This is a genomic window from Rhizobium sp. ERR 942 (assembly GCF_007828395.1).
Lineage (GTDB): Bacteria > Pseudomonadota > Alphaproteobacteria > Rhizobiales > Rhizobiaceae > Rhizobium > Rhizobium dioscoreae.
Map to the genome: position 1 here is coordinate 469,214 of NZ_VIUA01000005.1, position 23,287 is coordinate 492,500.

Sequence of the window (23,287 nt, forward strand, 5' to 3'; positions counted from 1 at the left end):
ATTTGATTACGGTGTCGGGTCTTTCAAGGCCCAGGCGCCGCTGCGGAGCTCAGCATGCCTGCACAGAATATGAGGCTTTCGGGCCTCATACACAAGGGTCAAGCGATCCGGCGCATGTTAAATCGATGTAATATCGAGCTGTTTTGCCCGTTTCCGGTTCGTCTCCGTAACGAATCAGAGCTCGCGCAGAACAGGCGCTGCTTTCTGCCCGAGAATCCGCCAAGTACCGATCAAGCCTATACCGACCGTCAAAATCAGCGCGATAACCAGCGTGGAGAAAGCGACATCGGGCAGGAAGGCAGAAGGGAGCCGCATGATACGGCTGACGATGTACCAGGCGGATGCGGAGCCGGCGATCAGCGCGAAGATGGCGGTTGCGGCGCCCAGGATCAGATATTCGTAGCTGAAGGCACGGATCAATGTTGCCCGCGTCGCGCCGAGCGTCTTGAGGATGACGGCGTCATGCGTGCGGGCGCGGTTGCCGGCCGCGAGTGCACCGGCCAGCACCAGCACCGAGGCGATGAGTGCGACAGATGCGGCGGAACGAATGGCCGTCGCCAGCTGTCCCACGAGCGTGTTGACGACATCGAGCGCATCCTTGACGCGGACGCTTGTGATGGTCGGATAGGTATTGGTGACTTTCCTCAGGATCGCCGCTTCCTGTTCCGAGGTGGCGGAAGTGTCGGTCAGGGTCGCGAGCCAGGCGTGCGGAGCGCCCCTGAAGGTGTTGGGCGAGAAGATCATCACGAAATTGATCGACAGCGATTGCCATTGAACCTTGCGGAAGCTGGCGATCCTGGCGGTGACGTTGCGGCCAAGCACGTTGACGGTGACCTTGTCGCCGAGCTTCAGGCCGAGCGCCTTGCCCTCCTCTTCGGAAAAGGAGACCAGCGGTTCGCCGCTATAATCCTTGTCCCACCATTTGCCTTCCGTGACCGAGGCGTTTTCCGGCACTGTATCGGCATAGGTGATGCCGCGGTCGCCGCGCAGCACCCATTGGCCTGCGGCCGGCACCTTCATTTTGGTGACATCCTCGCCGTTGAAGGCGACGATCCGGCCGCGGAGCATTGGCGCCTCGACAAGCTTGCCCTTGGGGTCGATGTCGAGGACGATCTTGCGGAAGCCTTCCAGTTCCGGCCCCTGAATATCGACGAAGAAGAAGTTCGGCGCCTGTTCGCTCATGCTTCCCATCAGCTCGCGGCGCATATTCCCGTCGATCAGTGTCAAGGTCACCAGCAGCGCCAGCCCAAGGCCGAGCGACAGCACGACGGAGGAGGTGAGCGCGCCCGGCCGATGAATGTTGCCGATCGCGAGGCGCAGCGCGGGCGAGCGCACGCGCGGGCTGCGGCGGGCAAGCCAGGAGAGCAGGGCTGCCACCAGGCGCAGCACGACGAAAGCGCCAGCGATCGAGACGACGAAGACGACTGCGATGAAGCGGTCATAGGCGGTGACGATCGCCAGGGCTGCAAGTGCCGCCATCAGGACACCGGCAGCCAGGAGATAGGGCCAGCCGGGCAGGCGTCGCGCTTCGAAGCCCTGCTCGCGAAACAGCGCCGTCGCCGGCACTTCGCGGGCATGGCCGAGCGGCGGAATGGCAAAGGCCAGTGTCGTCAGCAGGCCGAAGAGAGCAGCCAGCGTCAATGCGCCGGGGTAAAGCCTCGGTGCGGTTGAAATCGGTAGGAATTCCGCCATGAATTGCGAAGCGATCATCGGCGCGATAGCGCCGAGGACGAGGCCAATTGCTATGCCAGCGAGTGCAATCACGGCGATCTGGATGAGATAGATCAGCACAACGACGAAGGCCGGAGCGCCCAGGCACTTGAAGGTGGCGATGGTCGTGCGCTTGGAATCGAGGAAGGCGCGCACGGCATTGGCAACGCCGACGCCGCCGACGATGAGCGCTGCGAGGCCGACGAGCGTCAGGAACTGCGAGAAGCGGGTGACATTGTCGGCAAGCTGGGGTGCTGCGCGATCGCTGCTGCGGATCGACCAGCCCGCCTGCGGAAAGGCGGCATTGGCGCGCTCGGTGAGATTGCGGATGCCGGCCGCGGGATTGTCCATGCGGATTCGGTATGCCTGTTCGACCAAGCTGCCTGTCGTGATCAGGCCGGAAGCAATCAGGGCATTGCGGCTCGTGAGCAGGCGCGGCGCGAAGCCAAAGCCTTCAGATACCGCATCTGGCTCGCTTTCAACGGTGCCAGTAATGCGCAGCTTGGTGTTTCCAAGCAGCAGAGCGTCGCCGATCTTGAGGTTCAGGCGTTCGAGCAGCAGGGGAGCGACAACAGCGCCATAGGTGCCATCCTTGGCTGCAAGCAGCGTTGCGAGCGGCTGGTCCGGTTCCGCCTCGAATCTGCCGTAGAGCGGATAGGCATCGTCGACCGCCTTGACTTCGACGAGTGCCTGGTCCGAACCATCGGGCAGGCGCGACATGGAGCGCAAGCCGGTGGAACGGGAAACTTTCCCTAAGCTTTGGAGATAGGCGAATTCCTCTGGAGTTGCCTCGCGGTTGCGCAGTTCGAAGCGGGCGTCGCCCGCCAGCAGTGACTGGCCCTGCGTCGAGATTGCGTCGGTAATCGAGCGGGAAACGGAATTAACGGCGGCAATTGCGCCGGTGCCTAGCGCTATGCAGGCGAGGAAGATGTAGAAACCGCCAAGGCCGCCGCGCAATTCGCGCATGGCAAGGCGGAAGGCAAGCGGCAGGCGCAGTCCCGCCGCGCTCATGCAATCGCCGCCTGGTTGGCGCGCGTGCGCATGCTGTCGTTCTCGATCTCGCCGGAACGGACGCGGATCTGGCGCGAGCAACGGGCGGCAAGGGCGGGATCATGGGTGACGAGCAACATGGTCGTGCCGCGTTCGGCCTGCTGGGCAAAGAGCAGATCGGCGATCTGCCGGCCGGTATCGGTGTCGAGATTGCCCGTCGGTTCGTCGGCGATGAGGACGGCGGGCGAAGGCGCCAGCGCGCGGGCAATAGCGACGCGCTGCTGCTCGCCGCCGGAAAGCTGGCCGGGATAGTGATTGAGCCTCTCGCCCAAGCCGACGGCTTCCAGTTCGCGACGGGCGATATCGAACGCATCGCGGACGTTGGCAAGCTCCAGCGGCACGGCGACGTTTTCGAGCGCCGTCATGTTGGCGATGAGATGGAAAGACTGAAAGACGATGCCGATATTGCGTCCGCGGAAATCGGCGATGCGATCTTCGCTGAGGCTATGCAGCGGCGTGTCGCGGATCAGAAGTTCGCCGCTGTCGAGCTTTTCGAGGCCGGCCAGCACCATCAGCAGCGTGGACTTGCCGGAGCCGGAGGGGCCGACGATGCCGACGGCCTCACCCTCCATGACGGTGAGATCGATGCCCTTCAGCACGTGGACGGAGGCGGCGGCATTGCCGAGTGTCAAATCCGCCTTCTTCAGCTCGATGATGGTTTTTGCCAATGCGAACGCCCTATATATCAGAGAACATCAGAGACAATGGCGGGCGCGACTTGGCCCGAGCAGCGAATTTAGGAAATGGATCATGGGTTTTAAAGTTGCTGCGCTTCACTTCGCTGTCATCACTTTCGGTCTTTTGTTTGGCGTAGTTCATGCCGCCGATGCACGCACCATTCAGCTGGTCGGCTTCGGCGATAGCCTGATGGCGGGCTATCAACTGCCGCCGGGCGACGGCTTTCCCGCCAAGCTTGAGGCGGCGCTGAAGGCCAAGGGTTTGGATGTGGCGGTTGCCGATGCCGGTGTTTCGGGAGATACGACCTCCGGCGGCCTTTCGCGTATCGACTGGTCGGTGCCGGACGGCACGGATGGCGTGATCCTGGAACTCGGCGCCAACGACGCGCTGCGCGGCATTCCGCCGGAGCAGACGGAAAAGAACCTCGAGACCATGATCGAACGGTTGAAGGACAGAAAGATCCCGATGCTTCTCGTCGGCATGCTGGCGCCGCCGAACATGGGACCGGACTATGCCGATAAATTCAACCCGATCTATAGGCGGCTGGCCGACAAATATCAGCTTCCGCTCTATCCGTTCTTCCTCGATGGCGTCGCCACGCATGCGGATTTGCAGCTTTCGGACGGGATGCATCCGAACTCCAAGGGGGTCGATGTGATGGTCGAGCATATGTTGCCGGCTGTTATCAGTTTTGTAGGGACGATTGACGCAGGTGCGAAATAGATGCTTGCACCGACTGCAAATGCGTGATTCCCTACCTATACCTGCAAGAGATTCGGGGAGTGCTCGTCATGCCGAGACTTTTTACCGCCCTCGAAATTCCGCGCAATGCGGCCATGAGCCTGTCATTGTTGCGCGGTGGTCTCCCGGGAGCCAGGTGGATCGACGTTGAAAATTATCACATTACCTTGCGCTTCATCGGCGATGTCGATGGCCGCACTGCGGATGAGATCGTCGACCGTCTCGACCGGATAGATCGGCCTGAATTCCAGCTTCGGCTGGAGGGCATCGGTTCCTTCGGGTCCAAGAAACCGCATTCGGTTTGGGCCGGGGTCTCGCAGACACCGGATATGTTCGCGCTGCAAGGCGAGATCGAGCGCATCTGCCAGCGCATCGGCCTGCAGCCGGACCCCCGCAAGTTCACGCCGCATGTGACGCTCGCCAGGCTGAAGTCCTCGCGGGTCGACGACGTGGTGCATTATCTCTCCGGTCGCGGCAATTTCTACACCGCTCCGTTTACGGTCGGGCGCTTCGTGCTTCTGTCCTCGCGCGAATCGGTCGGTGGCGGTCCCTATCTCACCGAAGAGATATTCCCGCTTCACGAGCCCCGCAGCACTTTCCCGGCTTTAGGTAACAGCGCGCTGCAGCCTGCCAAAAGCATGGTATAGACGGCTTCGAAATCCTCGCGGTCGCCATAGTAGGGATCGGGGATGTCCTTGTTGCTTCCGAGCGCCAGGGCATTGAAGAGATGCAGCTTGCCGAGCGCATCGGCAGGCGCCGACTTGCGCAAGTTCTTCAAATTGTCTTGATCCATTGCCAGGATAAGGTCGAACTTGCCGAAATCGGCTGACGCTATGCGCCGCGCGCGCTGGTCTGTGATATTGATTCCGTGGCCAGCTGCAACCGCGATCGAGCGGCGATCGGGGCGCTCTCCCTGATGCCAGCCGCCGGTGCCGGCCGAATCGATGTCGAATTCACCGCCACGGCCGGCCTTGCTTGCCAGATGCCTGAATATGCCTTCGGCGAGGGGCGACCGGCAGATATTGCCGGCGCAGACGAAAAGTATCCTGTGACGATCCATGCTATCGTTCAACCGCCAGAGCTTTCCGCTTTTCTTCCAAATGCGAAAACGCTCTATCCTTTTGCTTTTACGCAATTCCGGACGGAAAAACCGCTACGCAGTTTTCCTGGAATTGCTTTAGAGAGGAGTGACTTGCCATGAAATACGACAGACTTGACCGCGCGGCAATCGATGAAAATCTTGCGGAGCTTGGAGGTTGGGCGCTTGCGGATGACGGCCTTTCGATTTCGAAGACCTTCAAGTTCCGCAACTTCGTCGAGGCCTTCGGCTTCATGACGGAAGCCGCCCTTGCCGCGGAAAAATTCAACCACCATCCGGAATGGTTCAACGTCTATTCCCGCGTCGAGGTGAAGCTGACGACACACGATGCCGGCGGCCTGACCGATCATGACGTCAAGCTGGCGAAGGCGATGGAGAAGGCGGCCGCGCGCCGGATCGATTGAATCACGGCAGGCGATCACCATATGTTTACACGGCCCGGCCGACGGGCCTCGATTGAGGTGAATGGAATGGATGACATCAAGTACGGGGAAATCCTGATGCCTGGTGACGAAGAGACCCAAAAAGAGCAGGAGAAATCGGTGCGCAGAAAATTCTGGCCGACCTTGCGGAAGGCGGCTCGCCATATTCCCTTTTCCCGCGACGTCGTGGCCGCCTTCTATTGCGCACTCGACCCGCAGACACCGACGCGTGTTCGCGGCATATTGCTGGCGGCGCTCGGCTATTTTGTCATGCCGGTCGATATTATCCCCGATTTCTTTGCCGTCATCGGCTTTTCCGATGACGTCGCGGTGCTGACGCTCGCCTTCAGCATGATCAGGGGCCATATCCGCCAGGAACATTACGACGCCGCCGATCGCGCGCTGGAGAACGAGCCCGAGTCTATGAAGACCGCCTGATGCTTGTTTTGCGGAGCCGATCTGAATCCTCTCGGGTTTCCAGAGATTTATGAGACCTCCCTGATTTTAGCGAGGTCAAATTCTTGCCCGAATCTTTCTGTCTTAAATCGAAGCTGCAGGGTGGTACTTCATCATCCGGGTTTTCCAATTCCTTCTGATGCGTTTCAAGCTTTGCGCGATAACTGGATTGAAATGGCACGGAGCCGGTGGCGGCAGCGCTCCGTTGACGGTTTGGTAACCTGAATAAAGTCAAAATAAGGCAGCTCACGAGCACAGGCGTGCGTCAAACGAATCGCCATGAGCTCTGGACCGCAAGAAATCGGCAGGAAACCATGTTTGTAAAAAGCTTCGCAATCGCCCTCTCGCTCGTTCTGGCTGGAACCGGCATAGCGTCCGCGCAGACCAAGAAGCAGACGCAGGCAGCGGCGCCAGCAGCGCCGGCGGCTCCGACGCGCATTCAGCAGTTCGACGCCTGGGGTGCCTATTCCTACCAGTCCGCCGGCGGCAAAGTATGTTACGTTCTTTCTGTGCCGACGGCCAAGGCGCCGCCGACGGGCATTGACCATGGCGACAATTTCTTCATCGTGTCGCAGCGTCCGGGCCAGAACATCTCTTATGAACCGCAGGCGATGATGGGCTATCCCCTCAAGGACAACTCGAAGGTCAACGTCACCATCGACAACAAGACCTTCGTGATGTTCACCAAGGACAAGGCCGCGTGGGTGGAGAACGCCGCGCAGGAGCCGGCACTGGTCGCGGCGCTGAAATCCGGCCATTCGTTGAAGGTTTCGGCAACCTCAAAGAAGGGTACTGCCACTTCCTACACCTATTCATTGAAGGGTGTGACGGCTGCGCTGAAGCAGATCGAAAACTGCAAATAAGATCGAGGGCCGAAGGATCACGCAAATGTGATCTTCCTGCTGCCGCGACCGCAATGAGCAAGGCCGGTCAAGTCGACCGGCCTTTTGTTTTTGAAGACCAACCCTTGCTTTTGAGGGAAAGGGATGACGCGGGCGGAAATTAATGCTAAAGGCCGCGCCAACGATAGGTGTGCGGCAGATAGCTTGCCCCGCCACCGTATGAATCTTCAGATTTCCGTGCCTTGCCCGCATCCGCAGCTTTCGTCAGCTTTTGCGGCATCGCCGATGTGAACCGTTGGAACGATCCTATGTCCGCCACCGATGTCATGCCCCCCTCCAGGCTCAAGCCGATGCCGGTATCGCAGCCCGTCGAGCTTTCGCCGAAGCCGTCGCTGATCGGCATGACACGCGAAGAGATGGGTGCGGCGCTCAAGGAAAAGGGCGTTGCCGACAAGCAGATCAAGATGCGTGTCAGCCAGCTTTGGAACTGGATCTATGTGCGTGGCGTCTCCGATTTCGACGCCATGGCCAATGTGTCGAAGGACATGCGCGAAATGCTGAAGGCGCATTTCACCATCGCGCGTCCCGAGATCGTCGAGGAGCAGGTTTCCAATGACGGCACCCGGAAATGGCTGCTGCGCTTCCCGCCGCGCGGCGCTGGCCGGCCGGTCGAGGTGGAAACCGTCTATATTCCGGAAGAGGGCCGCGGCACGCTCTGCATTTCCAGCCAGGTCGGCTGTTCGCTCACCTGTTCCTTCTGTCATACCGGTACGCAGCGCCTGGTGCGCAATCTGACGGCGGAAGAGATCCTGTCGCAGCTGCTCCTGGCGCGCGACCGGCTCGGCGATTTCCCGGACCGCGAAGCGCCGCAAGGGACGATCATGCCCGCCGAAGGCCGAAAGGTCAGCAATATCGTCATGATGGGCATGGGCGAGCCGCTCTACAATTTCGACAGCGTCAAGACGGCGCTGCTGATCGCCTCCGACGGCGATGGCCTGTCGCTCTCCAAGCGCCGCATCACGCTCTCCACATCAGGCGTCGTGCCGGAAATCTATCGCACCGGCGAAGAGATCGGCGTCATGCTGGCGATCTCGCTGCATGCCGTACGCGACGACCTGCGCGACATGCTGGTGCCGATCAACAAGAAGTATCCACTGAAGGAACTGATGGACGCCTGCCGGGCCTATCCGGGCCTGTCGAATGCACGGCGCATCACCTTCGAATATGTGATGCTGAAGGGCGTCAACGACAGTCTCGAGGACGCGAAGGGTCTGATCCAGCTGCTGAAGGGCATTCCGGCCAAGATCAACCTGATCCCGTTCAATCCCTGGCCCGGCACCAACTACCAGTGTTCGGACTGGGAGCAGATCGAGAAGTTCGCCGATTTTATCAATTCGGCCGGCTATGCCTCACCGATCCGCACGCCGCGGGGCCGCGATATTCTCGCCGCTTGCGGTCAGCTGAAGTCGGAATCCGAGCGCATGCGCAAGACGGAGCGATTGGCCTTCGAAGCCATGATGATCGCCAATCACGGCGAGGACTGAGATCGATGCTCCTTGGACTGCGCAAGCCGATGCGCCTCTTGTGGGGCTATTTCGCCGCTTGCGCTCTCATGGGCTTCGTGCTCGCCTGCGCCGCCGTCTGGACCGTGCCGGAGACCGCGGCGCCCGAGCTTTTCGTTCTGACCATTGCGCTCACCAAGGTCGCGATGGTCGTCAGCATCCTGCCGTCTCTGGTGGTTATCCCCATTCTCGAATGGCGCGGCATGCGTCAATGGTATGGCTATGCAATTTTCGGCGCGACCCTATCGGCAGTCGCGTCCGTCCTAATTTCGGGCGGCATGGAAAGGCCGCAGACCCTCAATCTGATCACCGTCGCGGTCTGCTTCGCATTCCTGGGCATGGCTAGCGCCACGGTTTACTGGTGGATTGCCGGCAGGTTTGCGGGGCAGTGGTCCGGTTTCAACGAGCCTGAGTGAAGAAGATTTTCACCGCGAAAATCGAGAAGACGCTGGCGAAGGTGTAGTCCAGGCCGCGCATTATGCCGCGATTCCGTTGCAGCCAGGACGACAGGCCGTCCGCGGCAAGAACGACGAGCATGTTGACCGGCATGCCGATAACGATGAAGAAGAAGCCGAGGAAGAGCAGCTTGTGTGTGACGGCAGGATCGCCTGATGTAACGAACTGCGGCAGAAAGGTCATGAAGAAGATGATGACCTTCGGGTTCAGCAGGTTGACCCAAAAGCCGTTGGAGATGTTTGCAAGCGGTGTTCCGCCGATGGTATCGACCTTCTTGACCGATAGGCTGGAACCGAAACGGATCGCCTGGATTGCCAGCCACAGCAGATAGGCAGCGCCTCCAGTCTTCAGCACCGTGAAGGCAACGGGCGAAGCCGTAATCAGCGCCGAAATGCCGAAAGCCACCAGGCAGGTATGGACGACGACGCCGAGGGTGGTGCCGAGCACGACAAACAGCGCTGCCTTCTTTCCCTGTGCGAGAGCGCGGCTGATCGACAGCGTCATGTCGGGACCGGGCGTCATCGCCAGCAAAAGGCTCGCTGCCGAAAAGGCAAGAAGGGTCGGCAGGCTGGGTATGAAATCCATGAAAGTCGCTCCGAAAGCCGGATGATGGTGCTTGGGGTGTTCTTATCCGGCTTTCGGGGGAAAGCAAATCAATCCTTCTTTTCAAGGAATGCCCTGAATTGATCGGCATAGTCGGGATGCCAGCGCGACAGCGGCGGGCGGTTCTCGACGATATCGCCGGCCGCCCAGAGCATGCGGCGTTCATCGACCGGGCGGGCGACGTCATTGTCCGGGCAGAGAATGTAGAAATCGCCGCGCTTCAGGCTTTCGACCATGAAGTCGACCGTCTGCTCGGGCGTCCAGGCGCCGGCCGGCTTTTCCGTGCGTTCGCCCTTGGTGAGACCAGTGAAGACGAAGCCGGGGATGAGGAGATGGGCTGAAATCTTGGCGCCTTCTGTATTGCGCAGCTCATGCTGAAGCGCTTCGGTGAAGACCTTCACGCCGGCCTTCGAGACATTGTAGGCGGGGTTGCCGGGAGGGGTGGTGATGCCCTGCTTCGAGCCGGTGTTGATGATGATGCCAGGTTCGCCATGGGCGATCATGCCCGGCCCGAAGACGCGCGTGCCGTTGATCACGCCAAGCAGGTTGACGCCGAGGATCGCATCCCAGCCGGCCTGGGCGCTGAAGATCGAGGTTTGCGGGCCAATGCCCGCATTGTTCATCAGCACATGTACGCGGCCGAAACGCTGCAGGACTGCGCGCTCCAGCGCTTCCAGCGCGTCTTTGCTGGCGACATCGGTCTCGATGGCCATGACATGCTCTTCGCCTGCAATCATCTTGAGTTCCGCGCTCGCCTCCGCCAGTCGGTCGCCCCCGAGGTCGGCGATAACGACGCTCATGCCCAGCGAGGCGAAATGTTTTGCTGCGGCAAAACCGATGCCGGATGCACCTCCGGTGATGACGGCAACATTGGATTTCTTGAAAATGTCTTGAATATCGGTCACGAGCGGCGCCCTCCTCAGGCATTGTTCGGTCGCCGCCGAATATGGTACTTTCGGCAATCAAGTCAAACCGCCGGAGGTCACGCCAGTGACAAAGCATGTGTCCGTAGAGATCGACGAGCAGATGGATGCGTTAATCGGCGAGCAGATCAGCCACGGCAATTACGATTCGCCGAGCGAGGTCATTGACGCCGCGCTTAAATTATTGCGCAGCCGGGCGGAAATAGAGGCGATTGCGGCGGCGATCGCCGAAGGCGAGGCCTCGGGCGAACCGGAGGAGTTTGACTTCAATGAATTTATCGAAGGAAAGAGAAAGTTGCGCAATCAGCGATGAAGAAATTGGTCTTCTCGCCGAAAGCAACGTCCGACATCGATCAAATCTACGACTATACGAGGAAAAATGGAGTTACGAGCAAGCGGAGGATTATGTCTTCGCTCTGCGTGATCGTTGTCATGATTTGGTGAAGGGCATCGCACGCGGCCGCAAGATCAGCGGTATCAAACCAGATTGTCTCGCTCTCGCCTCCGGCTCACATTTTATCATCTATAAAGATGTCGCTCAAATGGTCACGATCATCCGCATCCTGCATCAGCGAATGAACATCGGCGCTCATCTCTGAGAAACGTCCCGCTCGCGCTTCCCCTTGCGCCGCACGATAATCTCGCTAAAAGTTCCGCGATACAGCTTTGCGGGCCTTTCCCCTGGCCCGCCTCGAAACGGAACTCATCATGGCATCACATAAAGACGTGAAGAAAGTCGTTCTCGCCTATTCCGGCGGTCTCGACACCTCGATTATCCTGAAGTGGCTGCAGACGGAGCTCGGCGCCGAAGTGGTCACCTTCACCGCCGATCTCGGCCAGGGCGAAGAGCTGGAGCCGGCGCGCAAGAAGGCCGAAATGCTCGGCATCAAGGAAATCTATATCGAGGATGTGCGCGAGGAATTCGTGCGCGATTTCGTCTTCCCGATGTTCCGCGCCAATGCCGTCTATGAAGGCGTCTACCTGCTCGGCACCTCGATTGCCCGTCCGCTGATCTCCAAGCACCTGATCGAGATCGCCAGGAAGACCGGCGCCGATGCCATCGCCCACGGCGCGACCGGCAAGGGCAATGACCAGGTTCGCTTCGAGCTTTCGGCCTATGCGCTGAACCCGGATATCAAGATCATTGCACCATGGCGCGACTGGTCGTTCAAGAGCCGTACCGACCTCCTCGAATTCGCCGAGAAGCACCAGATTCCGGTTGCCAAGGACAAGAAGGGTGAAGCGCCTTTCTCCGTCGACGCCAACCTTCTGCACTCCTCTTCCGAAGGCAAGGTTCTGGAAAACCCGGCGCAGGAAGCGCCGGAATATGTGCACATGCGCACGATCTCGCCGGAAGCCGCTCCCGACAAGGCCACCATCATCAAGATCGGCTTCGAAAAGGGTGATGCCGTTTCGATCAATGGCGAGCGCCTGAGCCCGGCGACCTTGCTTGCGAAGCTGAACGAGTATGGCCGCGACAACGGCATCGGCCGTCTTGATCTCGTCGAGAACCGTTTCGTCGGCATGAAGTCCCGTGGCGTCTACGAGACCCCCGGCGGCACGATCCTGCTCGCGGCCCATCGCGCCATCGAATCCATCACGCTCGATCGCGGTGCCGCGCACCTCAAGGACGAGCTGATGCCGCGCTATGCCGAGTTGATCTATTACGGCTTCTGGTTCTCGCCGGAGCGTGAGATGCTGCAGGCGCTCATCGACAAGAGCCAGGAACATGTCGAAGGCGAAGTGACGCTGAAGCTCTACAAGGGCAATGTCATGGTCATCGGCCGCGAAAGCCCGAAATCGCTTTATTCCGACAAGCTGGTCACCTTCGAAGACGACCAGGGCGCCTACGACCAAAAGGATGCGGCCGGCTTCATCAAGTTGAACGCGCTGCGCCTGCGCACGCTCGCCAAGCGCAACCTGTCGAAGTAAGGTATGAAATGAGAAATGGCCCGCTTCCGATCGCCGGAGGCGGGCTTCCTTTTTCCAGGATGGCGGTCTGGAATTAATCCACCGGCCTCAACTCCCGTTCGACTTCTGCAGGTGCTTCGGCCTTCTGAAGATTGCTGCGGAAAGCGCAGAGCGCATCATGTAGTTGCATTTGAAGATCCTCGCCAAAGCCCTGCGTCGCATTGCGCTCGACTTCGCAGACTTCACGGTCGATCTGCCGGAGCTTCGCGTCGGCAGATTCCGAAAGCACGATCCGCTTGGCGCGGCGATCGAGCGGGTCCGGCTGGCGTTCGATCAAGCCGCGTGCCTGCAGCTTGTCCAGAAAGGCGCTGACCGTCATCGGCTCCAGCCCCATCCGGGAGGCGATGTCGAGTTGGCGGCTGCCATTGATGGCGGCGACCTGCATCAGCGTCCGTGCTTCACCCGCCGTCAGCCCGAGCCCAGCGACAAGAATGCGTCGCTCGAAGGCCGCCCTGATCAGTCGGGCGCAATCGCTCACAAGAAAGGCGAGCGAATCCGTATTAATCCTGCTGTTCATAAGCGCTTCCCTACCTACGCTCTTTGTTTTTGGGCCCCACTACGTTCTTATTGATTTCATCCCACGAACACAACGGCTTCCTGGAACTTAAAACGGCCAGCTGCTTGACCGGCTTCCACAGATTGCTACTCTCGCGCGATCACCAGCGGGATCACTCATCATGACGCAATCGCTCGTTGTCGGCGCCTTCCTCGCCGCGCTTTTCTATGTGCTTATTCCCGGTCCTGCCTTTCTGGCACTCCTCGGCATAGGTGCCGGCCAGGGCCGCAAGGCGGGTGCATTCTTCGTCAGTGGCCATCTGCTCGGCGATCTCGTCTGGTCGACGCTGGCTTTGGTCGCCATCGTCGGCGCCAAGACCATCGGCACCTTCGTCTTCGATCTGCTCGGTTTGCTGTGCGGCTTCTATCTCGCTTGGATTGGCTGGAGTGCCGTGACCGCCAAGCCGAAGGGTGACGGCAAGGCGCTCGTCAATGTCGACCGCCCGTTCCGTCGCGGCCTGATCTTCGGCGTCACCAATCCGAAGGGATATCCCGTTGCGCTGGCGACCTTTACGGCGCTTGTCGCGGGCTCTGCCGGCGCATTGACCTTCAGTGCCCTGCCGCTGCTGCTGACAGTATCCTTTGCTGGGTTCATAACAGCCGACATTATTCTCATCAGCATTATCGGCGCAGGCGCTGTTCGGCGCTTCTATCGCGCGCATGAGCGGCTGATCGTGCGCTGCTCCGGCGTGCTTTTCATGGGTTTTGCGGCACAGGCGCTCTGGCATGCCACACCCGGCCTGCTCGGCTGGCGCAAGGCCTGATCCCGCTCATCAATTTGTTCGCCCCTCGCCATACCAATTCGGCGGGGCTAGCCTTATATCGTGCTTCGGTTAGATGTCTGTCGAAAGGATGCCCCGCATGTCTTCCCTTACCGCCGTCAATCCCGCGCTCACCGAATGGACCGGACATCAGGGGCTGCCGCGTTTCGATGCGGTAAAGGATACGGATTTTGCACCTGCCTTCGATGCGGCGCTTATATCGCATGAGGCCGAGATCGATGCGATTGCCGGCAATAGCGAGGCGCCGACCTTCGCCAACACGGTGACGGCGCTGGAGATCGCTGGCGACGAGCTGTCGCGCATCTCGGCGCTCTTCTGGAACAAGGCGGGTGCGCATACGAACGAGACCATCCAGGCGCTGGAGCGCGAGATCGCGCCGAAGGTGGCGCGGCATTATTCGAAGATCGGCACGAACGCGGCGCTTTTTGCCCGTCTCGATGCGCTTTGGGAGGGTCGCGACGCGCTTGGGCTGACGCTGGAAGAAACCCGCGTTCTGGAGCGGCACTGGAAGGGCTTCGTCAAGGCCGGTGCCAAGCTGCCGAAGCCTGAGCAGGAGCGCCTGTCCGCCATCAACGAGAAGCTTGCCGGCCTCGGCGCGCAATTCGGACAGAACGTCCTGGCGGATGAAAAGAGCTGGGCGCTGCTTTTGTCGGAAGAGGCCGATCTTGCCGGTCTTCCCGACTATTTGCGCGAGGCAATGGCAGCGGCTGCGCGCGAACGCGGCGAGGAGGGCAAGTATGCCGTCACCCTGTCGCGCTCGATCATCGAGCCGTTCCTGACGTCTTCCGAGCGCCGCGATCTGCGCGAGCAGGCCTTCAGTGCCTGGGTGGCGCGTGGCGCCAATGGCGGCAAGACCGACAATCGTGAGATCATTCGCGAGACTCTGGCACTGAGAGCAGAGAAAGCGAAGCTGCTCGGCTATGCCAATTTCGCCGAACTCAAGCTTGATAATACCATGGCGAAGACGCCTGATGCGGTGAACGATCTCCTGATGACCGTGTGGGCGAAGGCGGCCACGCGCGCAGCAGAGGAAGAAAGGGATATTGCGGCGCTGATCGCCGAGGAAGGCCGCAACCATGAGGTCATGCCCTGGGATTGGCGGCACTATGCCGAGAAGATCCGGACCCGGAAGTTCGATTTCTCCGAAACCGAGCTGAAGCCCTATCTGCAGCTCGAAAAGATCATTGCCGCCTGTTTCGATGTCGCCGGGCGCCTGTTCGGCATCAAGGCTGTCGAGCAGAAGGGCGTTCCCGCCTACCACCCCGATGTGCGCGTCTTCGAAATCCGCGACCGCTCCGACAAGCTCGTCGCCCTCTTTCTCGGCGATTACTTCGCCCGCAGCTCGAAGCGCTCCGGCGCCTGGATGAGCTCCTTCCAGTCGCAGCACAAGCTGCCGCTGAAGAACGGCCATGTCGGCGAACTGCCGATCATCTATAATGTCTGCAACTTCGCCAAGCCGGCGGAAGGCCGACCGGCGCTGCTGTCGCTCGACGATGCCCGCACGCTGTTCCACGAGTTCGGCCATGCGCTGCACGGCATGCTTTCGAACGTCACCTATCCCTCGGTTTCGGGCACAGGTGTTTCCCGCGACTTCGTCGAACTGCCATCGCAGCTCTACGAACACTGGCTGACTGTGCCCGCAATCCTCAAGGAATATGCCGTCCACTACGAGACCGGCGCGCCGATCCCGCAGGCACTGCTCGACAAGGTTCTGGCGGCCCGCACCTTCAATGCCGGCTTCAACACGGTCGAATTCACCTCTTCGGCATTGGTCGACATGGCATTCCATACGCGCGGCGTCGTCGAGGATCCGATGGCGGTGCAAGCGCAGGTGCTTGCAGAGATCGGCATGCCGAAATCCATCGTCATGCGCCATGCGACGCCCCATTTCCAGCATGTGTTTTCCGGCGACGGCTATTCGGCCGGCTACTATTCCTACATGTGGTCGGAAGTGCTCGACGCCGATGCCTTCGCCGCCTTCGAGGAAACCGGCGATGCCTTCAATCCGGACATGGCGGAAAAATTGAAGGCCAACATCTATTCCATCGGCGGCTCGATCGATCCGGAAGATGCCTATAAGGCTTTCCGCGGCAAGCTGCCGAGCCCGGATGCGATGCTGAAGAAGAAGGGGCTGGCGGCCTGATTTAACGGCCGGACACGAATTCCCGGATGCCGGATGCTTCAGCTAGCCCTGCCGTCTGTTATTAGCCTTGGGCCAAAGCCGCACAAGATAGCAATCATCCCCGTCGAGCCCGTCTTCGCTAAGGGTATCGAGGCCGAATATGCTAACGCGCACGCCGAGCGGTCCCGCTTTTACTGGAAGGCGGGGAGCGTCTGGTTCGTAATCAGTCAATCCGGCCAGTACGAGCTGGCCTGAGGGGCAGTCGAACTCGGCTTCGACTACATGCTTTTCAGCGTCCAGCTCAGCAGCAGGGCGTTGATTGTGCCATTCGACGCTGACTGGCACGGTCATATTGCGCGCTGTATGGAGGATGATTGCGTAGGGTGCGACGGTAAGGCGACGCGCCAGCGACTCATCCGTGTAATTATCCGGTAGGTCGGGATGGGCTTCGTCACGCAGATATATCTGGAAGTAATCGGCAAAAAGATCGCCCTGATACAGGATCTTAAACATGGGCGCCTCGGCGAGCTGGCAGTTGTTTTTCGGGCGGGGTGAAATTGGCATATCAGTAGCCCGAAGGCCAGCTTACCCCCGATATATGTGACCGCGTTTGGTCTGGATCGGTTTTGCCTGTCGGTCAGGACTTGCGCGCAAGCACAGCTAGCAGCCCAGCCAGCTGATCGGCTTGCGCATCGTCCAGCTTATCGCCCACATGGCGTTGAAGTGCCGAGGCATAGACTGCCCACATGCGGCTGCGCATGGCACTTCCCGCTTCGGTGATAACGACCCAGCGGCCTCGGCCGTCCTCGGAAAATATTTCGCGATGAACAAGACCGGCCTTTTCCATCCGGTCGAGAAGGCGGGAGAGATTATGCTGGGCGAGGAGCGTACGCTCCTCGATCTCGTAGGGGCGCAACTTTCCTTCGGTGGCCTGCGTCAGCTCCCATAGAACGTCGTACCAGCCGAGGGACGGCAGGCCGGCTAACTTCAAATCCTGCTCGATCGCCGCAAGGACGATCTGTTGGGTGCGCATGAGGCGTACCCATGCTCGCGTCACTGCGGCGGAGGGCTTTAAAGGGGTAGCATCTGAACAATCGGACATGGATGCAATTACATCTATGTTGACCGGGCTGGCAAGCCTGGATATAGATGCAATTACATCTATCTTGAACTCGACCCAGGAGATTTGATCGTGTCCGACGCAAAACTGGTCCTTATCAGCCATTACCTTTGCCCCTACGTCCAGCGAGCAGCCATCACACTTGCTGAAAAGGCCGTGCCATTTGAGATCCGCTATGTCGACCTGTCGGCAAAGCCCGACTGGTTTCTGGCTATTTCCCCGCTCGGCAAAGTTCCGCTGCTGATCGTGCGGCAGGAGGACGGAGTGGAAACGGTTTTGTTCGAAAGCGCGGTGATCTGCGAATATCTCGAGGAAACCCAACCCGGCGCTCGGCTTCACCCGGCAGATCCGCTCACGCGTGCCCGCCATCGCGGCTGGACGGAATTCGGCTCTTCCATTCTTTCAGATTTGTGGGGATTCGAGACCGCCAGGGACGAAGGAACCTATGAGGCCAAGCGTAAGGCGCTGATCGATAAATTTGCTCGTGTCGAGGCGGAATTGGGAAACGGTCCCTTTTTTGCCGGACAGGCATTCAGCCTCGTCGATGCAGTTTTTGCGCCGATCTTCCGTTACTTCGATGTGTTCGACACCATCACATCGACCGGCGTTTTTGACGGCCTACCGCGTGTCAAGGCATGGCGCACAGAGCTGGCGTCGCGGCAAAGCGTGCGAGGCGCGGTGACGCACGACTATCCCGAGCGCCTGAAGGCTTTCCTGCTCAATCATGATGCGTTCTTACTGAAACATGCCGCCTGACGGGATTGCGCAAATCCCGATCGAGGCGATTGCGTGCATCTGAACTGGCGACGTGGTAGAAAAGAGTGCGCCTGTCTGAGCGTGTAAGACTGATGTGTGAGGCACGAAAAGCCGGCATTCAGCCGCTTTCTTGCCTCCCCCCTTTCGCATTCGCGAAAAAAAGGGTATGAGCGCGCCAAATGCAATTGGCGTGTTACTGAAACACTGCGCCCCAGCCTCAGAGATTAAGACATATGGCACTTCGCAACATCGCGATCATCGCGCACGTTGACCATGGGAAAACCACCCTCGTCGACGAGCTCCTGAAGCAATCCGGCTCGTTCCGCGAGAACCAGCGCGTTGCCGAACGCGTCATGGACTCGAACGATCTGGAAAAGGAGCGCGGCATCACCATTCTTGCCAAGGCGACGTCAGTTGTCTGGAAGGACACGCGCATCAACATCGTCGACACCCCCGGCCACGCCGATTTCGGCGGTGAAGTCGAGCGCATTCTCTCGATGGTGGATGGCGCGATCGTTCTCGTCGATGCTGCCGAAGGCCCGATGCCGCAGACCAAGTTCGTCGTCGGCAAGGCGCTCAAGGTCGGCCTGCGCCCGATCGTTGCGATCAACAAGATCGACCGCCCGGATGCCCGCGCAGACGAAGTCATCAACGAAGTCTTCGATCTCTTCGCCAATCTCGACGCCACCGACGAACAGCTCGATTTCCCGATCCTCTACGGTTCCGGCCGTAACGGCTGGATGAACTATTCGCCTGATGGCCCCAAGGAAGAAGGCCTCGGCCCGCTGCTCGACCTCGTGGTCAAGCACGTTCCCGAGCCGACCGTTGGCGAAGGTCCGTTCCGCATGATCGGCACGATCCTGGAAGCCAACCCCTTCCTCGGTCGCATCATCACCGGCCGCATTCACTCCGGCTCGATCAAGCCGAACCAGGCTGTCAAGGTTCTGGGTGCCGACGGCAACCTCATCGAAACCGGCCGTATCTCGAAGATCCTCGCCTTCCGCGGCATCGAGCGTCAGCCAATCGAAGAAGCGCAGGCAGGCGACATCGTCGCCATCGCCGGCCTTTCCAAGGGCACGGTTGCCGACACCTTCTGCGACCCGCAGGTCAGCGAGCCGCTGGTCGCGCAGCCGATCGACCCGCCGACCGTCACCATGTCCTTCATCGTCAACGATAGCCCCTATGCGGGCACCGAAGGCGACAAGGTCACCTCGCGCGTCATCCGCGATCGCCTTTTCAAGGAAGCAGAAGGCAACGTCGCGCTGAAGATCGAGGAAGCCGAAGGCAAGGATTCATTCTACGTTTCGGGCCGCGGCGAATTGCAGCTCGCAGTTCTGATCGAAACCATGCGCCGCGAAGGCTTCGAGCTTGCCGTGTCGCGCCCGCGCGTCGTCATGCACAAGGATGAGAACGGCCAGCTGCTCGAGCCGATCGAAGAAGTCGTCATCGACGTCGATGAAGAGCATTCCGGCATTGTCGTGCAGAAGATGTCCGAGCGTAAGGCTGAAATGTCCGAGCTGCGGCCTTCTGGCGGCAATCGCGTCCGTCTCGTCTTCCTGGCGCCGACCCGCGGCCTCATCGGCTATCAGTCGGAACTCCTGACCGACACGCGCGGCACGGCCGTCATGAACCGCCTGTTCCACGACTACCAGCCCTACAAGGGTGAGATCGGTGGCCGCGTGAACGGCGTGCTGCTCGCCAATGAAGCCGGCGAAGCCGTCGCCTACGCCCTGTTCAACCTGGAAGACCGCGGCCCGATGATCATCGACGCCGGCGAGAAGGTCTATGCCGGTATGATCATCGGCATCCACTCGCGCGACAACGACCTTGAAGTCAACGTGCTGAAGGGCAAGAAGCTCACCAACATCCGCGCCGCCGGCAAGGACGAAGCCGTGAAGCTGACGCCGCCGATCCGCATGACGCTCGACCGCGCGCTTTCCTGGATCCAGGACGACGAGCTGGTGGAAGTGACGCCGAAGTCGATCCGCCTCCGCAAGATGTATCTCGATCCGAACGAGCGCAAGCGTTACGAGAAGGCGCGTCTGGCCTGATCATCCTAACCGAGCAATGCATTCGACCCCGGCCTTCATGCCGGGGTTTTTATTTGTATGTTCGGTTTTTGAGCCCTTGTCCTAAAGGTTAAAAAACCGTTAATTTTTGTTGACGATCCACGGATAAAGCCTGTGGGCAAGTCTGCCATCTTTATGAATGAGGATGGTTAATTCGCATCGGTAAGACCAGAGTAGACGTTATGAAGACGTTGTCGATTGATGTTCGGCGGGCAGAACCCCATGATGCCCGAGCCATTTCAGAGGTGCACCGCCAGTCGTGGCAGTACACCTATGCCGGCATCATTCCGCATCGCGCCCTTGGCCAGATGATCGAGCGTCGTGGCGAAGCCTGGTGGCGCAAGGCGACAAGTGGCCCCGCGACGCTGCTGGTTCTGGATGTCGCCGGTGAGATCGCAGGCTATGCCACGCTCGGCCTCAATCGCGCCCGCGCACTGCCCCAGGAAGGCGAGATCTACGAACTCTATCTGCGCCCGCAATATCAGGGCCTCGGCCTCGGGCGCATGCTGTTCGGCGAGGCGCGCAGGCTGTTGAAGTCGCTTGGCTGCAAGGGGCTGGTCGTCTGGTGCCTCGAGGAAAACGAGAACGCCTACCGCTTCTATCGCGGGCAGGGCGGTGCGGATTTCTGTGAGGGCATCGAAACCTTCGATCACAGGCAGCTGCGCAAGATCGGCTTCGTCTGGCCTTGAGCGGCGCTGTAGCGCATCGATTCCGATTTAAGGAATCATGCAGTAAATCCGCCTCTTTCCCGATGCGTTGTTGCGTTGCGGCATGAAACCGATTATTTGGCTGGCGGCAACCATCCTTATCTAGGGGACAAGCATGCGTATCGACGCGATTTCCATTGGCAAGAACCCGCCCGAAGACGTCAACGTCATTGTTGAAGTGCCGGTCGGCGGTCATCCGATCAAGTATGAAATGGACAAGGAGGCCGGCACGCTGGTCGTCGACCGTTTCCTCTACACGCCGATGACCTATCCGGGCAATTACGGCTTCGTTCCGCATACGCTCTCCGACGACGGCGACCCGATCGACGTGCTGATCGCCAACACCCGCCCGCTGGTTCCGGGCTGCGTCATCAACGTTCGCCCGATCGGCGTGCTGATGATGGAAGACAATTCCGGCAAGGACGAGAAGATTATCGCCGTTCCCGCGCCGAAGCTGACCATGCGCTATGACAAGGTTAAGGAATATACCGACCTACCCGAGATCACTCTGAAGCAGATCGAGCACTTCTTCGAGCACTACAAGGATCTGGAGCCCGGCAAATGGGTCAAGATCTTCGGCTGGAAGGGTTCGAAGGAAGCTGGCGAACTCATCGTCGAAGCCATCGAGCGTGCCAAGAACACCAAGGCTTGATCTAATCAACCACCTTCAGTGGCGGCGCAAAGCCTCTTTATCAAATCCTCCGGTTCGCCCTCGATCCGGAGGATTTTTTTGCGTGCGGTGTCGCGGCCGATAAGGGCAAGCGTGGATTTGGGAATGCCGAGGCTCTTTGAAAGCAGGGCGATCAGCGCCTTGTTGGCCTTGCCTTTTTCGGGTGCTGCCGAAACGCGCGCCTTCAAATAGCATTCGCCGTCGGCGCCCGTTTCCAACCCATCGAGCGCATCACGCCCGCCATTGGGCGTGAGCCGCACGGAAAGCCTGACGTGATCCGGAAAGGTCTGCCAGGCTTTGCTCACCGCAGGAACATGGGGACGATCGAATTCCACATCAGCGAGCGGATGAAGAAGATGATGAGCAGCAGGATGACCGGCGAGATATCGATGCCGCCGAGGTCAGGCAGAATGCGGCGGATCGGGCGTAGGGCCGGCTCGGTAACCGCATAAAGGAAGTTGCCGACGGAGTTGACGAATTGATTGCTCGAATTGATGACGTTGAACGCATAGAGCCAGGAAAAGATGGCGCTGGCGATCAAGATCCAGGTATAAAGATTCAAAGCCAGATCAATGGTTTGAAATAAGGCGAGCATATCCGTCTCCAATTCGCGGTTGACAGACATGTAGACATTGGCGACTAAACGGGCAAGTCCCATGCTCCGAAGCATGTTGAATCATGTTTAAAAGGCCGGCATTTGCGCTAGCGGCCAGGTCGGAAAGTCTCGTTCCATGTCGTTCGCTGTCAGCGGAGACCGGTTTGCCGCCTTCAGGCACGTTGCCTATATTTATTTTTTCTTCGCGCGGTTTTTGACGGCCTTTGCCACGCAGGTCGTCAGCGTCTCCGTCGGCTGGCAGATGTATGAGCACACCGGCCAACCGATCTATCTCGGTCTCATCGGTCTCGTGCAGTTCCTGCCGTCGCTGTTGCTGATCCTGGTGACGGGCACGGTTGCGGACCGCTACAACAGGCGGCGGATTTCCGCGATCTGCATTTTCGTCGGCACCCTTTGTGCGGCTGCCCTGCTGTTCCTGACCGTATCTGGCACCTTCGCGCCGCTGCCGGTATTTCTGATCCTCACGGTCTTCGGCATAGAACGCGCCTTCATGACGCCGGCCATGCAGTCGCTTGCGCCCAATCTGATCCCGCCCGAAGACCTGACGAACGCGATCACCTGGAACTCGATGTCGTGGGATGCGGCCGCCATCCTCGGTCCTGTTGCCGGCGGCCTGCTTTACGGCGTCGGTGCCAATGTCGCCTATACTGTTGCCGTGCTTTTCTTTGCGGCCGGCTCGGTGCTGACCTTTCTGATCCCGAAACCGCAGCAGCGGGTTGCGCATGAGCGGCGAAGCCTGAGCGAGATGCTCGCCGGCTTCCGTTTCATCTGGTCGGAAAAAGTGGTGCTCGGTGCCGTCTCGCTCGATCTTTTCGCCGTGCTGTTCGGCGGCGCGGTCGCGCTGATGCCCATCTATGCGCGCGATATCCTGACGCTCAGGCCCTGGGGTCTCGGCATGCTGCGCGCGGCGCCAAGCTTCGGCGCGATCGCCATGGGCCTTTTCCTGGCAACCTATCCTATCCGCAATCGCGCTGGTATCTGCATGTTTGCCGGTGTTGCCATGTTCGGCCTGGGAACCCTGATCTTCGGCATCTCGCATACGCCGTGGCTGTCGATAACAGCTCTGGCCATCATGGGCGCATCCGACCTGATCTCCGTCTATGTCCGCGAAACGCTGATTACGCTCTGGACGCCGGATCACGTGCGCGGCCGCGTCAATGCCGTCAACATGGTCTTCGTCGGTGCGTCGAACGAGCTCGGCGAATTCCGCGCCGGTACCATGGCGCATTATTTCGGTGCGATTCCCGCCGTTGTCATCGGAGGACTTGGCACGCTGACCGTCGCCATCCTTTGGGCCACAGGTTTCCCGCAGCTGCGCCGCATCGACAGCCTGAACGCGCCTGATCGTGACGGCGAGCCGCAGCCGGCTTGAGGATT

At 59.8% G+C, this 23,287-nt stretch carries 27 protein-coding genes; 17 read left to right on the plus strand and 10 right to left on the minus strand.

What is annotated here, in order from left to right; translation table 11 throughout:
• Positions 1-174: 174 nt before the first annotated feature.
• On the minus strand, positions 175-2,721 hold the full coding sequence (locus FBZ97_RS22295) for an ABC transporter permease (RefSeq protein WP_145322022.1): 2,547 nt from the start codon (positions 2,719-2,721) through the stop codon (positions 175-177).
• The gene (locus tag FBZ97_RS22300; RefSeq protein ID WP_113354343.1) at positions 2,718-3,428 is read right to left on the minus strand and encodes an ABC transporter ATP-binding protein; all 711 of its coding nucleotides are present in this window, start codon (positions 3,426-3,428) and stop codon (positions 2,718-2,720) included. Before FBZ97_RS22300 ends, FBZ97_RS22295 begins: the two co-directional genes overlap by 4 nt.
• An 82-nt stretch (positions 3,429-3,510) precedes the next feature.
• On the opposite strand from FBZ97_RS22300, the gene FBZ97_RS22305 reads away from it, so the two are divergent.
• Complete coding sequence (locus FBZ97_RS22305; protein ID WP_113354342.1) at positions 3,511-4,161, plus strand: arylesterase; 651 nt, start codon at positions 3,511-3,513, stop codon at positions 4,159-4,161.
• 68 nt (positions 4,162-4,229) lie between these two features.
• Complete coding sequence (gene thpR / locus FBZ97_RS22310) at positions 4,230-4,826, plus strand: RNA 2',3'-cyclic phosphodiesterase (RefSeq protein WP_069613347.1); 597 nt, start codon at positions 4,230-4,232, stop codon at positions 4,824-4,826.
• Here thpR and FBZ97_RS22315 read toward each other — a convergent pair.
• On the minus strand, positions 4,757-5,239 hold the full coding sequence (locus FBZ97_RS22315) for a low molecular weight protein-tyrosine-phosphatase (protein WP_113354341.1): 483 nt from the start codon (positions 5,237-5,239) through the stop codon (positions 4,757-4,759). The two genes, thpR and FBZ97_RS22315, sit on opposite strands and share 70 nt — an antisense overlap.
• 137 nt (positions 5,240-5,376) lie before the next feature.
• On the opposite strand from FBZ97_RS22315, the gene FBZ97_RS22320 reads away from it, so the two are divergent.
• The 5 genes from FBZ97_RS22320 (at position 5,377) to FBZ97_RS22340 (ending at position 8,976) form a co-directional block, all read left to right on the plus strand.
• Positions 5,377-5,682, plus strand: coding sequence for a 4a-hydroxytetrahydrobiopterin dehydratase (locus FBZ97_RS22320; protein ID WP_113354340.1), 306 nt, complete (start codon positions 5,377-5,379; stop codon positions 5,680-5,682).
• Between the two features lie 66 nt (positions 5,683-5,748).
• Complete coding sequence (locus FBZ97_RS22325) at positions 5,749-6,138, plus strand: YkvA family protein (protein WP_113330730.1); 390 nt, start codon at positions 5,749-5,751, stop codon at positions 6,136-6,138.
• Positions 6,139-6,470: 332 nt separating this feature from the next.
• On the plus strand, positions 6,471-7,019 hold the full coding sequence (locus FBZ97_RS22330; protein ID WP_095432995.1) for an invasion associated locus B family protein: 549 nt from the start codon (positions 6,471-6,473) through the stop codon (positions 7,017-7,019).
• Between the two features lie 287 nt (positions 7,020-7,306).
• The gene (gene rlmN / locus FBZ97_RS22335) at positions 7,307-8,542 is read left to right on the plus strand and encodes a 23S rRNA (adenine(2503)-C(2))-methyltransferase RlmN (RefSeq protein WP_113354338.1); all 1,236 of its coding nucleotides are present in this window, start codon (positions 7,307-7,309) and stop codon (positions 8,540-8,542) included.
• 5 nt (positions 8,543-8,547) lie between these two features.
• Entirely contained in the window at positions 8,548-8,976 is a 429-nt protein-coding gene (locus FBZ97_RS22340) for a hypothetical protein (protein WP_113354337.1), read from the plus strand.
• On the opposite strand, the gene FBZ97_RS22345 is transcribed toward FBZ97_RS22340, so the two are convergent.
• Both FBZ97_RS22345 and FBZ97_RS22350 read right to left on the minus strand, forming a co-directional pair.
• Entirely contained in the window at positions 8,960-9,601 is a 642-nt protein-coding gene (locus tag FBZ97_RS22345) for a LysE family translocator (protein WP_145322024.1), read from the minus strand. The two genes, FBZ97_RS22340 and FBZ97_RS22345, sit on opposite strands and share 17 nt — an antisense overlap.
• A 68-nt stretch (positions 9,602-9,669) precedes the next feature.
• Positions 9,670-10,524, minus strand: coding sequence for an SDR family NAD(P)-dependent oxidoreductase (locus tag FBZ97_RS22350; RefSeq protein ID WP_113354336.1), 855 nt, complete (start codon positions 10,522-10,524; stop codon positions 9,670-9,672).
• A gap of 85 nt (positions 10,525-10,609) precedes the next feature.
• Between FBZ97_RS22350 and FBZ97_RS22355 the strand changes: the two genes are divergently transcribed.
• The 3 genes from FBZ97_RS22355 to FBZ97_RS22365 all read left to right on the plus strand — a co-directional run bounded on the left by FBZ97_RS22355 (position 10,610) and on the right by FBZ97_RS22365 (position 12,474).
• On the plus strand, positions 10,610-10,855 hold the full coding sequence (locus tag FBZ97_RS22355) for a type II toxin-antitoxin system ParD family antitoxin (RefSeq protein ID WP_145322026.1): 246 nt from the start codon (positions 10,610-10,612) through the stop codon (positions 10,853-10,855).
• Positions 10,812-11,141: a type II toxin-antitoxin system RelE/ParE family toxin gene (locus tag FBZ97_RS22360; RefSeq protein WP_246661826.1), complete on the plus strand. Its 330-nt coding sequence runs from the start codon at positions 10,812-10,814 to the stop codon at positions 11,139-11,141. Before FBZ97_RS22355 ends, FBZ97_RS22360 begins: the two co-directional genes overlap by 44 nt.
• A 109-nt stretch (positions 11,142-11,250) precedes the next feature.
• Positions 11,251-12,474, plus strand: a complete 1,224-nt coding sequence (locus FBZ97_RS22365) for an argininosuccinate synthase (RefSeq protein WP_069613430.1) — start codon at positions 11,251-11,253, stop codon at positions 12,472-12,474.
• A 73-nt stretch (positions 12,475-12,547) separates the two neighbouring features.
• On the opposite strand, the gene FBZ97_RS22370 is transcribed toward FBZ97_RS22365, so the two are convergent.
• Complete coding sequence (locus FBZ97_RS22370; RefSeq protein ID WP_113354335.1) at positions 12,548-13,030, minus strand: MarR family winged helix-turn-helix transcriptional regulator; 483 nt, start codon at positions 13,028-13,030, stop codon at positions 12,548-12,550.
• A gap of 160 nt (positions 13,031-13,190) precedes the next feature.
• On the opposite strand from FBZ97_RS22370, the gene FBZ97_RS22375 reads away from it, so the two are divergent.
• Both FBZ97_RS22375 and FBZ97_RS22380 read left to right on the plus strand, forming a co-directional pair.
• The gene (locus FBZ97_RS22375; protein ID WP_113330723.1) at positions 13,191-13,832 is read left to right on the plus strand and encodes a LysE family translocator; all 642 of its coding nucleotides are present in this window, start codon (positions 13,191-13,193) and stop codon (positions 13,830-13,832) included.
• A 97-nt stretch (positions 13,833-13,929) separates the two neighbouring features.
• Complete coding sequence (locus tag FBZ97_RS22380) at positions 13,930-15,993, plus strand: M3 family metallopeptidase (protein WP_145322028.1); 2,064 nt, start codon at positions 13,930-13,932, stop codon at positions 15,991-15,993.
• A 42-nt stretch (positions 15,994-16,035) separates the two neighbouring features.
• Here FBZ97_RS22380 and FBZ97_RS22385 read toward each other — a convergent pair whose 3' ends face one another.
• Entirely contained in the window at positions 16,036-16,485 is a 450-nt protein-coding gene (locus FBZ97_RS22385) for a hypothetical protein (protein ID WP_113354333.1), read from the minus strand.
• A gap of 124 nt (positions 16,486-16,609) precedes the next feature.
• Complete coding sequence (locus FBZ97_RS22390) at positions 16,610-17,074, minus strand: MarR family winged helix-turn-helix transcriptional regulator (protein ID WP_113354445.1); 465 nt, start codon at positions 17,072-17,074, stop codon at positions 16,610-16,612.
• Between the two features lie 90 nt (positions 17,075-17,164).
• Here FBZ97_RS22390 and FBZ97_RS22395 point away from each other — a divergent pair, with 90 nt between their 5' ends.
• From FBZ97_RS22395 to ppa, 4 genes are all read left to right on the plus strand, one after another.
• Positions 17,165-17,848, plus strand: a complete 684-nt coding sequence (locus FBZ97_RS22395; protein WP_113390818.1) for a glutathione S-transferase family protein — start codon at positions 17,165-17,167, stop codon at positions 17,846-17,848.
• Between the two features lie 233 nt (positions 17,849-18,081).
• Positions 18,082-19,899, plus strand: a complete 1,818-nt coding sequence (gene typA / locus FBZ97_RS22400; RefSeq protein ID WP_069613361.1) for a translational GTPase TypA — start codon at positions 18,082-18,084, stop codon at positions 19,897-19,899.
• A gap of 200 nt (positions 19,900-20,099) precedes the next feature.
• Entirely contained in the window at positions 20,100-20,606 is a 507-nt protein-coding gene (locus FBZ97_RS22405) for an N-acetyltransferase (RefSeq protein ID WP_069613362.1), read from the plus strand.
• Between the two features lie 133 nt (positions 20,607-20,739).
• Positions 20,740-21,276: an inorganic diphosphatase gene (gene ppa / locus FBZ97_RS22410; RefSeq protein ID WP_069613363.1), complete on the plus strand. Its 537-nt coding sequence runs from the start codon at positions 20,740-20,742 to the stop codon at positions 21,274-21,276.
• Between the two features lie 5 nt (positions 21,277-21,281).
• Here the strand turns inward: ppa and FBZ97_RS22415 are convergent, their stop codons facing one another.
• Together FBZ97_RS22415 and FBZ97_RS22420 are read right to left on the minus strand one after the other, a co-directional pair.
• A complete protein-coding gene (locus tag FBZ97_RS22415) occupies positions 21,282-21,599 on the minus strand; it encodes a DUF167 domain-containing protein (RefSeq protein ID WP_113421045.1) in 318 nt (105 codons plus the stop codon).
• Positions 21,596-21,919, minus strand: a complete 324-nt coding sequence (locus tag FBZ97_RS22420; protein WP_113330717.1) for a YggT family protein — start codon at positions 21,917-21,919, stop codon at positions 21,596-21,598. The genes FBZ97_RS22415 and FBZ97_RS22420 overlap by 4 nt, the downstream gene beginning before the upstream one ends.
• Before the next feature lie 106 nt (positions 21,920-22,025).
• Between FBZ97_RS22420 and FBZ97_RS22425 the strand changes: the two genes are divergently transcribed.
• A complete protein-coding gene (locus FBZ97_RS22425; RefSeq protein WP_145322030.1) occupies positions 22,026-23,282 on the plus strand; it encodes an MFS transporter in 1,257 nt (418 codons plus the stop codon).
• The last annotated feature ends 5 nt before the right edge of the window (positions 23,283-23,287 follow it).

Excerpts from the sequence above, each read along its gene's own strand:
- FBZ97_RS22295 (WP_145322022.1), bottom strand. The coding sequence starts at position 2,721 with ATGAGCGCGGCGGGACTGCGCCTGCCGCTTGCCTTCCGCCTTGCCATG.
- FBZ97_RS22305 (WP_113354342.1), top strand. The coding sequence starts at position 3,511 with ATGGGTTTTAAAGTTGCTGCGCTTCACTTCGCTGTCATCACTTTCGGT.
- thpR (WP_069613347.1), top strand. The coding sequence starts at position 4,230 with ATGCCGAGACTTTTTACCGCCCTCGAAATTCCGCGCAATGCGGCCATG.
- FBZ97_RS22315 (WP_113354341.1), bottom strand. The coding sequence starts at position 5,239 with ATGGATCGTCACAGGATACTTTTCGTCTGCGCCGGCAATATCTGCCGG.
- FBZ97_RS22320 (WP_113354340.1), top strand. The coding sequence starts at position 5,377 with ATGAAATACGACAGACTTGACCGCGCGGCAATCGATGAAAATCTTGCG.
- FBZ97_RS22325 (WP_113330730.1), top strand. The coding sequence starts at position 5,749 with ATGGATGACATCAAGTACGGGGAAATCCTGATGCCTGGTGACGAAGAG.
- FBZ97_RS22330 (WP_095432995.1), top strand. The coding sequence starts at position 6,471 with ATGTTTGTAAAAAGCTTCGCAATCGCCCTCTCGCTCGTTCTGGCTGGA.
- rlmN (WP_113354338.1), top strand. The coding sequence starts at position 7,307 with ATGTCCGCCACCGATGTCATGCCCCCCTCCAGGCTCAAGCCGATGCCG.
- FBZ97_RS22340 (WP_113354337.1), top strand. The coding sequence starts at position 8,548 with ATGCTCCTTGGACTGCGCAAGCCGATGCGCCTCTTGTGGGGCTATTTC.
- FBZ97_RS22345 (WP_145322024.1), bottom strand. The coding sequence starts at position 9,601 with ATGGATTTCATACCCAGCCTGCCGACCCTTCTTGCCTTTTCGGCAGCG.
- FBZ97_RS22360 (WP_246661826.1), top strand. The coding sequence starts at position 10,812 with ATGAATTTATCGAAGGAAAGAGAAAGTTGCGCAATCAGCGATGAAGAA.
- FBZ97_RS22365 (WP_069613430.1), top strand. The coding sequence starts at position 11,251 with ATGGCATCACATAAAGACGTGAAGAAAGTCGTTCTCGCCTATTCCGGC.
- FBZ97_RS22370 (WP_113354335.1), bottom strand. The coding sequence starts at position 13,030 with ATGAACAGCAGGATTAATACGGATTCGCTCGCCTTTCTTGTGAGCGAT.
- FBZ97_RS22375 (WP_113330723.1), top strand. The coding sequence starts at position 13,191 with ATGACGCAATCGCTCGTTGTCGGCGCCTTCCTCGCCGCGCTTTTCTAT.
- FBZ97_RS22380 (WP_145322028.1), top strand. The coding sequence starts at position 13,930 with ATGTCTTCCCTTACCGCCGTCAATCCCGCGCTCACCGAATGGACCGGA.
- FBZ97_RS22385 (WP_113354333.1), bottom strand. The coding sequence starts at position 16,485 with ATGTTTAAGATCCTGTATCAGGGCGATCTTTTTGCCGATTACTTCCAG.
- FBZ97_RS22390 (WP_113354445.1), bottom strand. The coding sequence starts at position 17,074 with ATGTCCGATTGTTCAGATGCTACCCCTTTAAAGCCCTCCGCCGCAGTG.
- typA (WP_069613361.1), top strand. The coding sequence starts at position 18,082 with ATGGCACTTCGCAACATCGCGATCATCGCGCACGTTGACCATGGGAAA.
- FBZ97_RS22405 (WP_069613362.1), top strand. The coding sequence starts at position 20,100 with ATGAAGACGTTGTCGATTGATGTTCGGCGGGCAGAACCCCATGATGCC.
- ppa (WP_069613363.1), top strand. The coding sequence starts at position 20,740 with ATGCGTATCGACGCGATTTCCATTGGCAAGAACCCGCCCGAAGACGTC.
- FBZ97_RS22420 (WP_113330717.1), bottom strand. The coding sequence starts at position 21,919 with ATGTCTGTCAACCGCGAATTGGAGACGGATATGCTCGCCTTATTTCAA.
- FBZ97_RS22425 (WP_145322030.1), top strand. The coding sequence starts at position 22,026 with ATGTCGTTCGCTGTCAGCGGAGACCGGTTTGCCGCCTTCAGGCACGTT.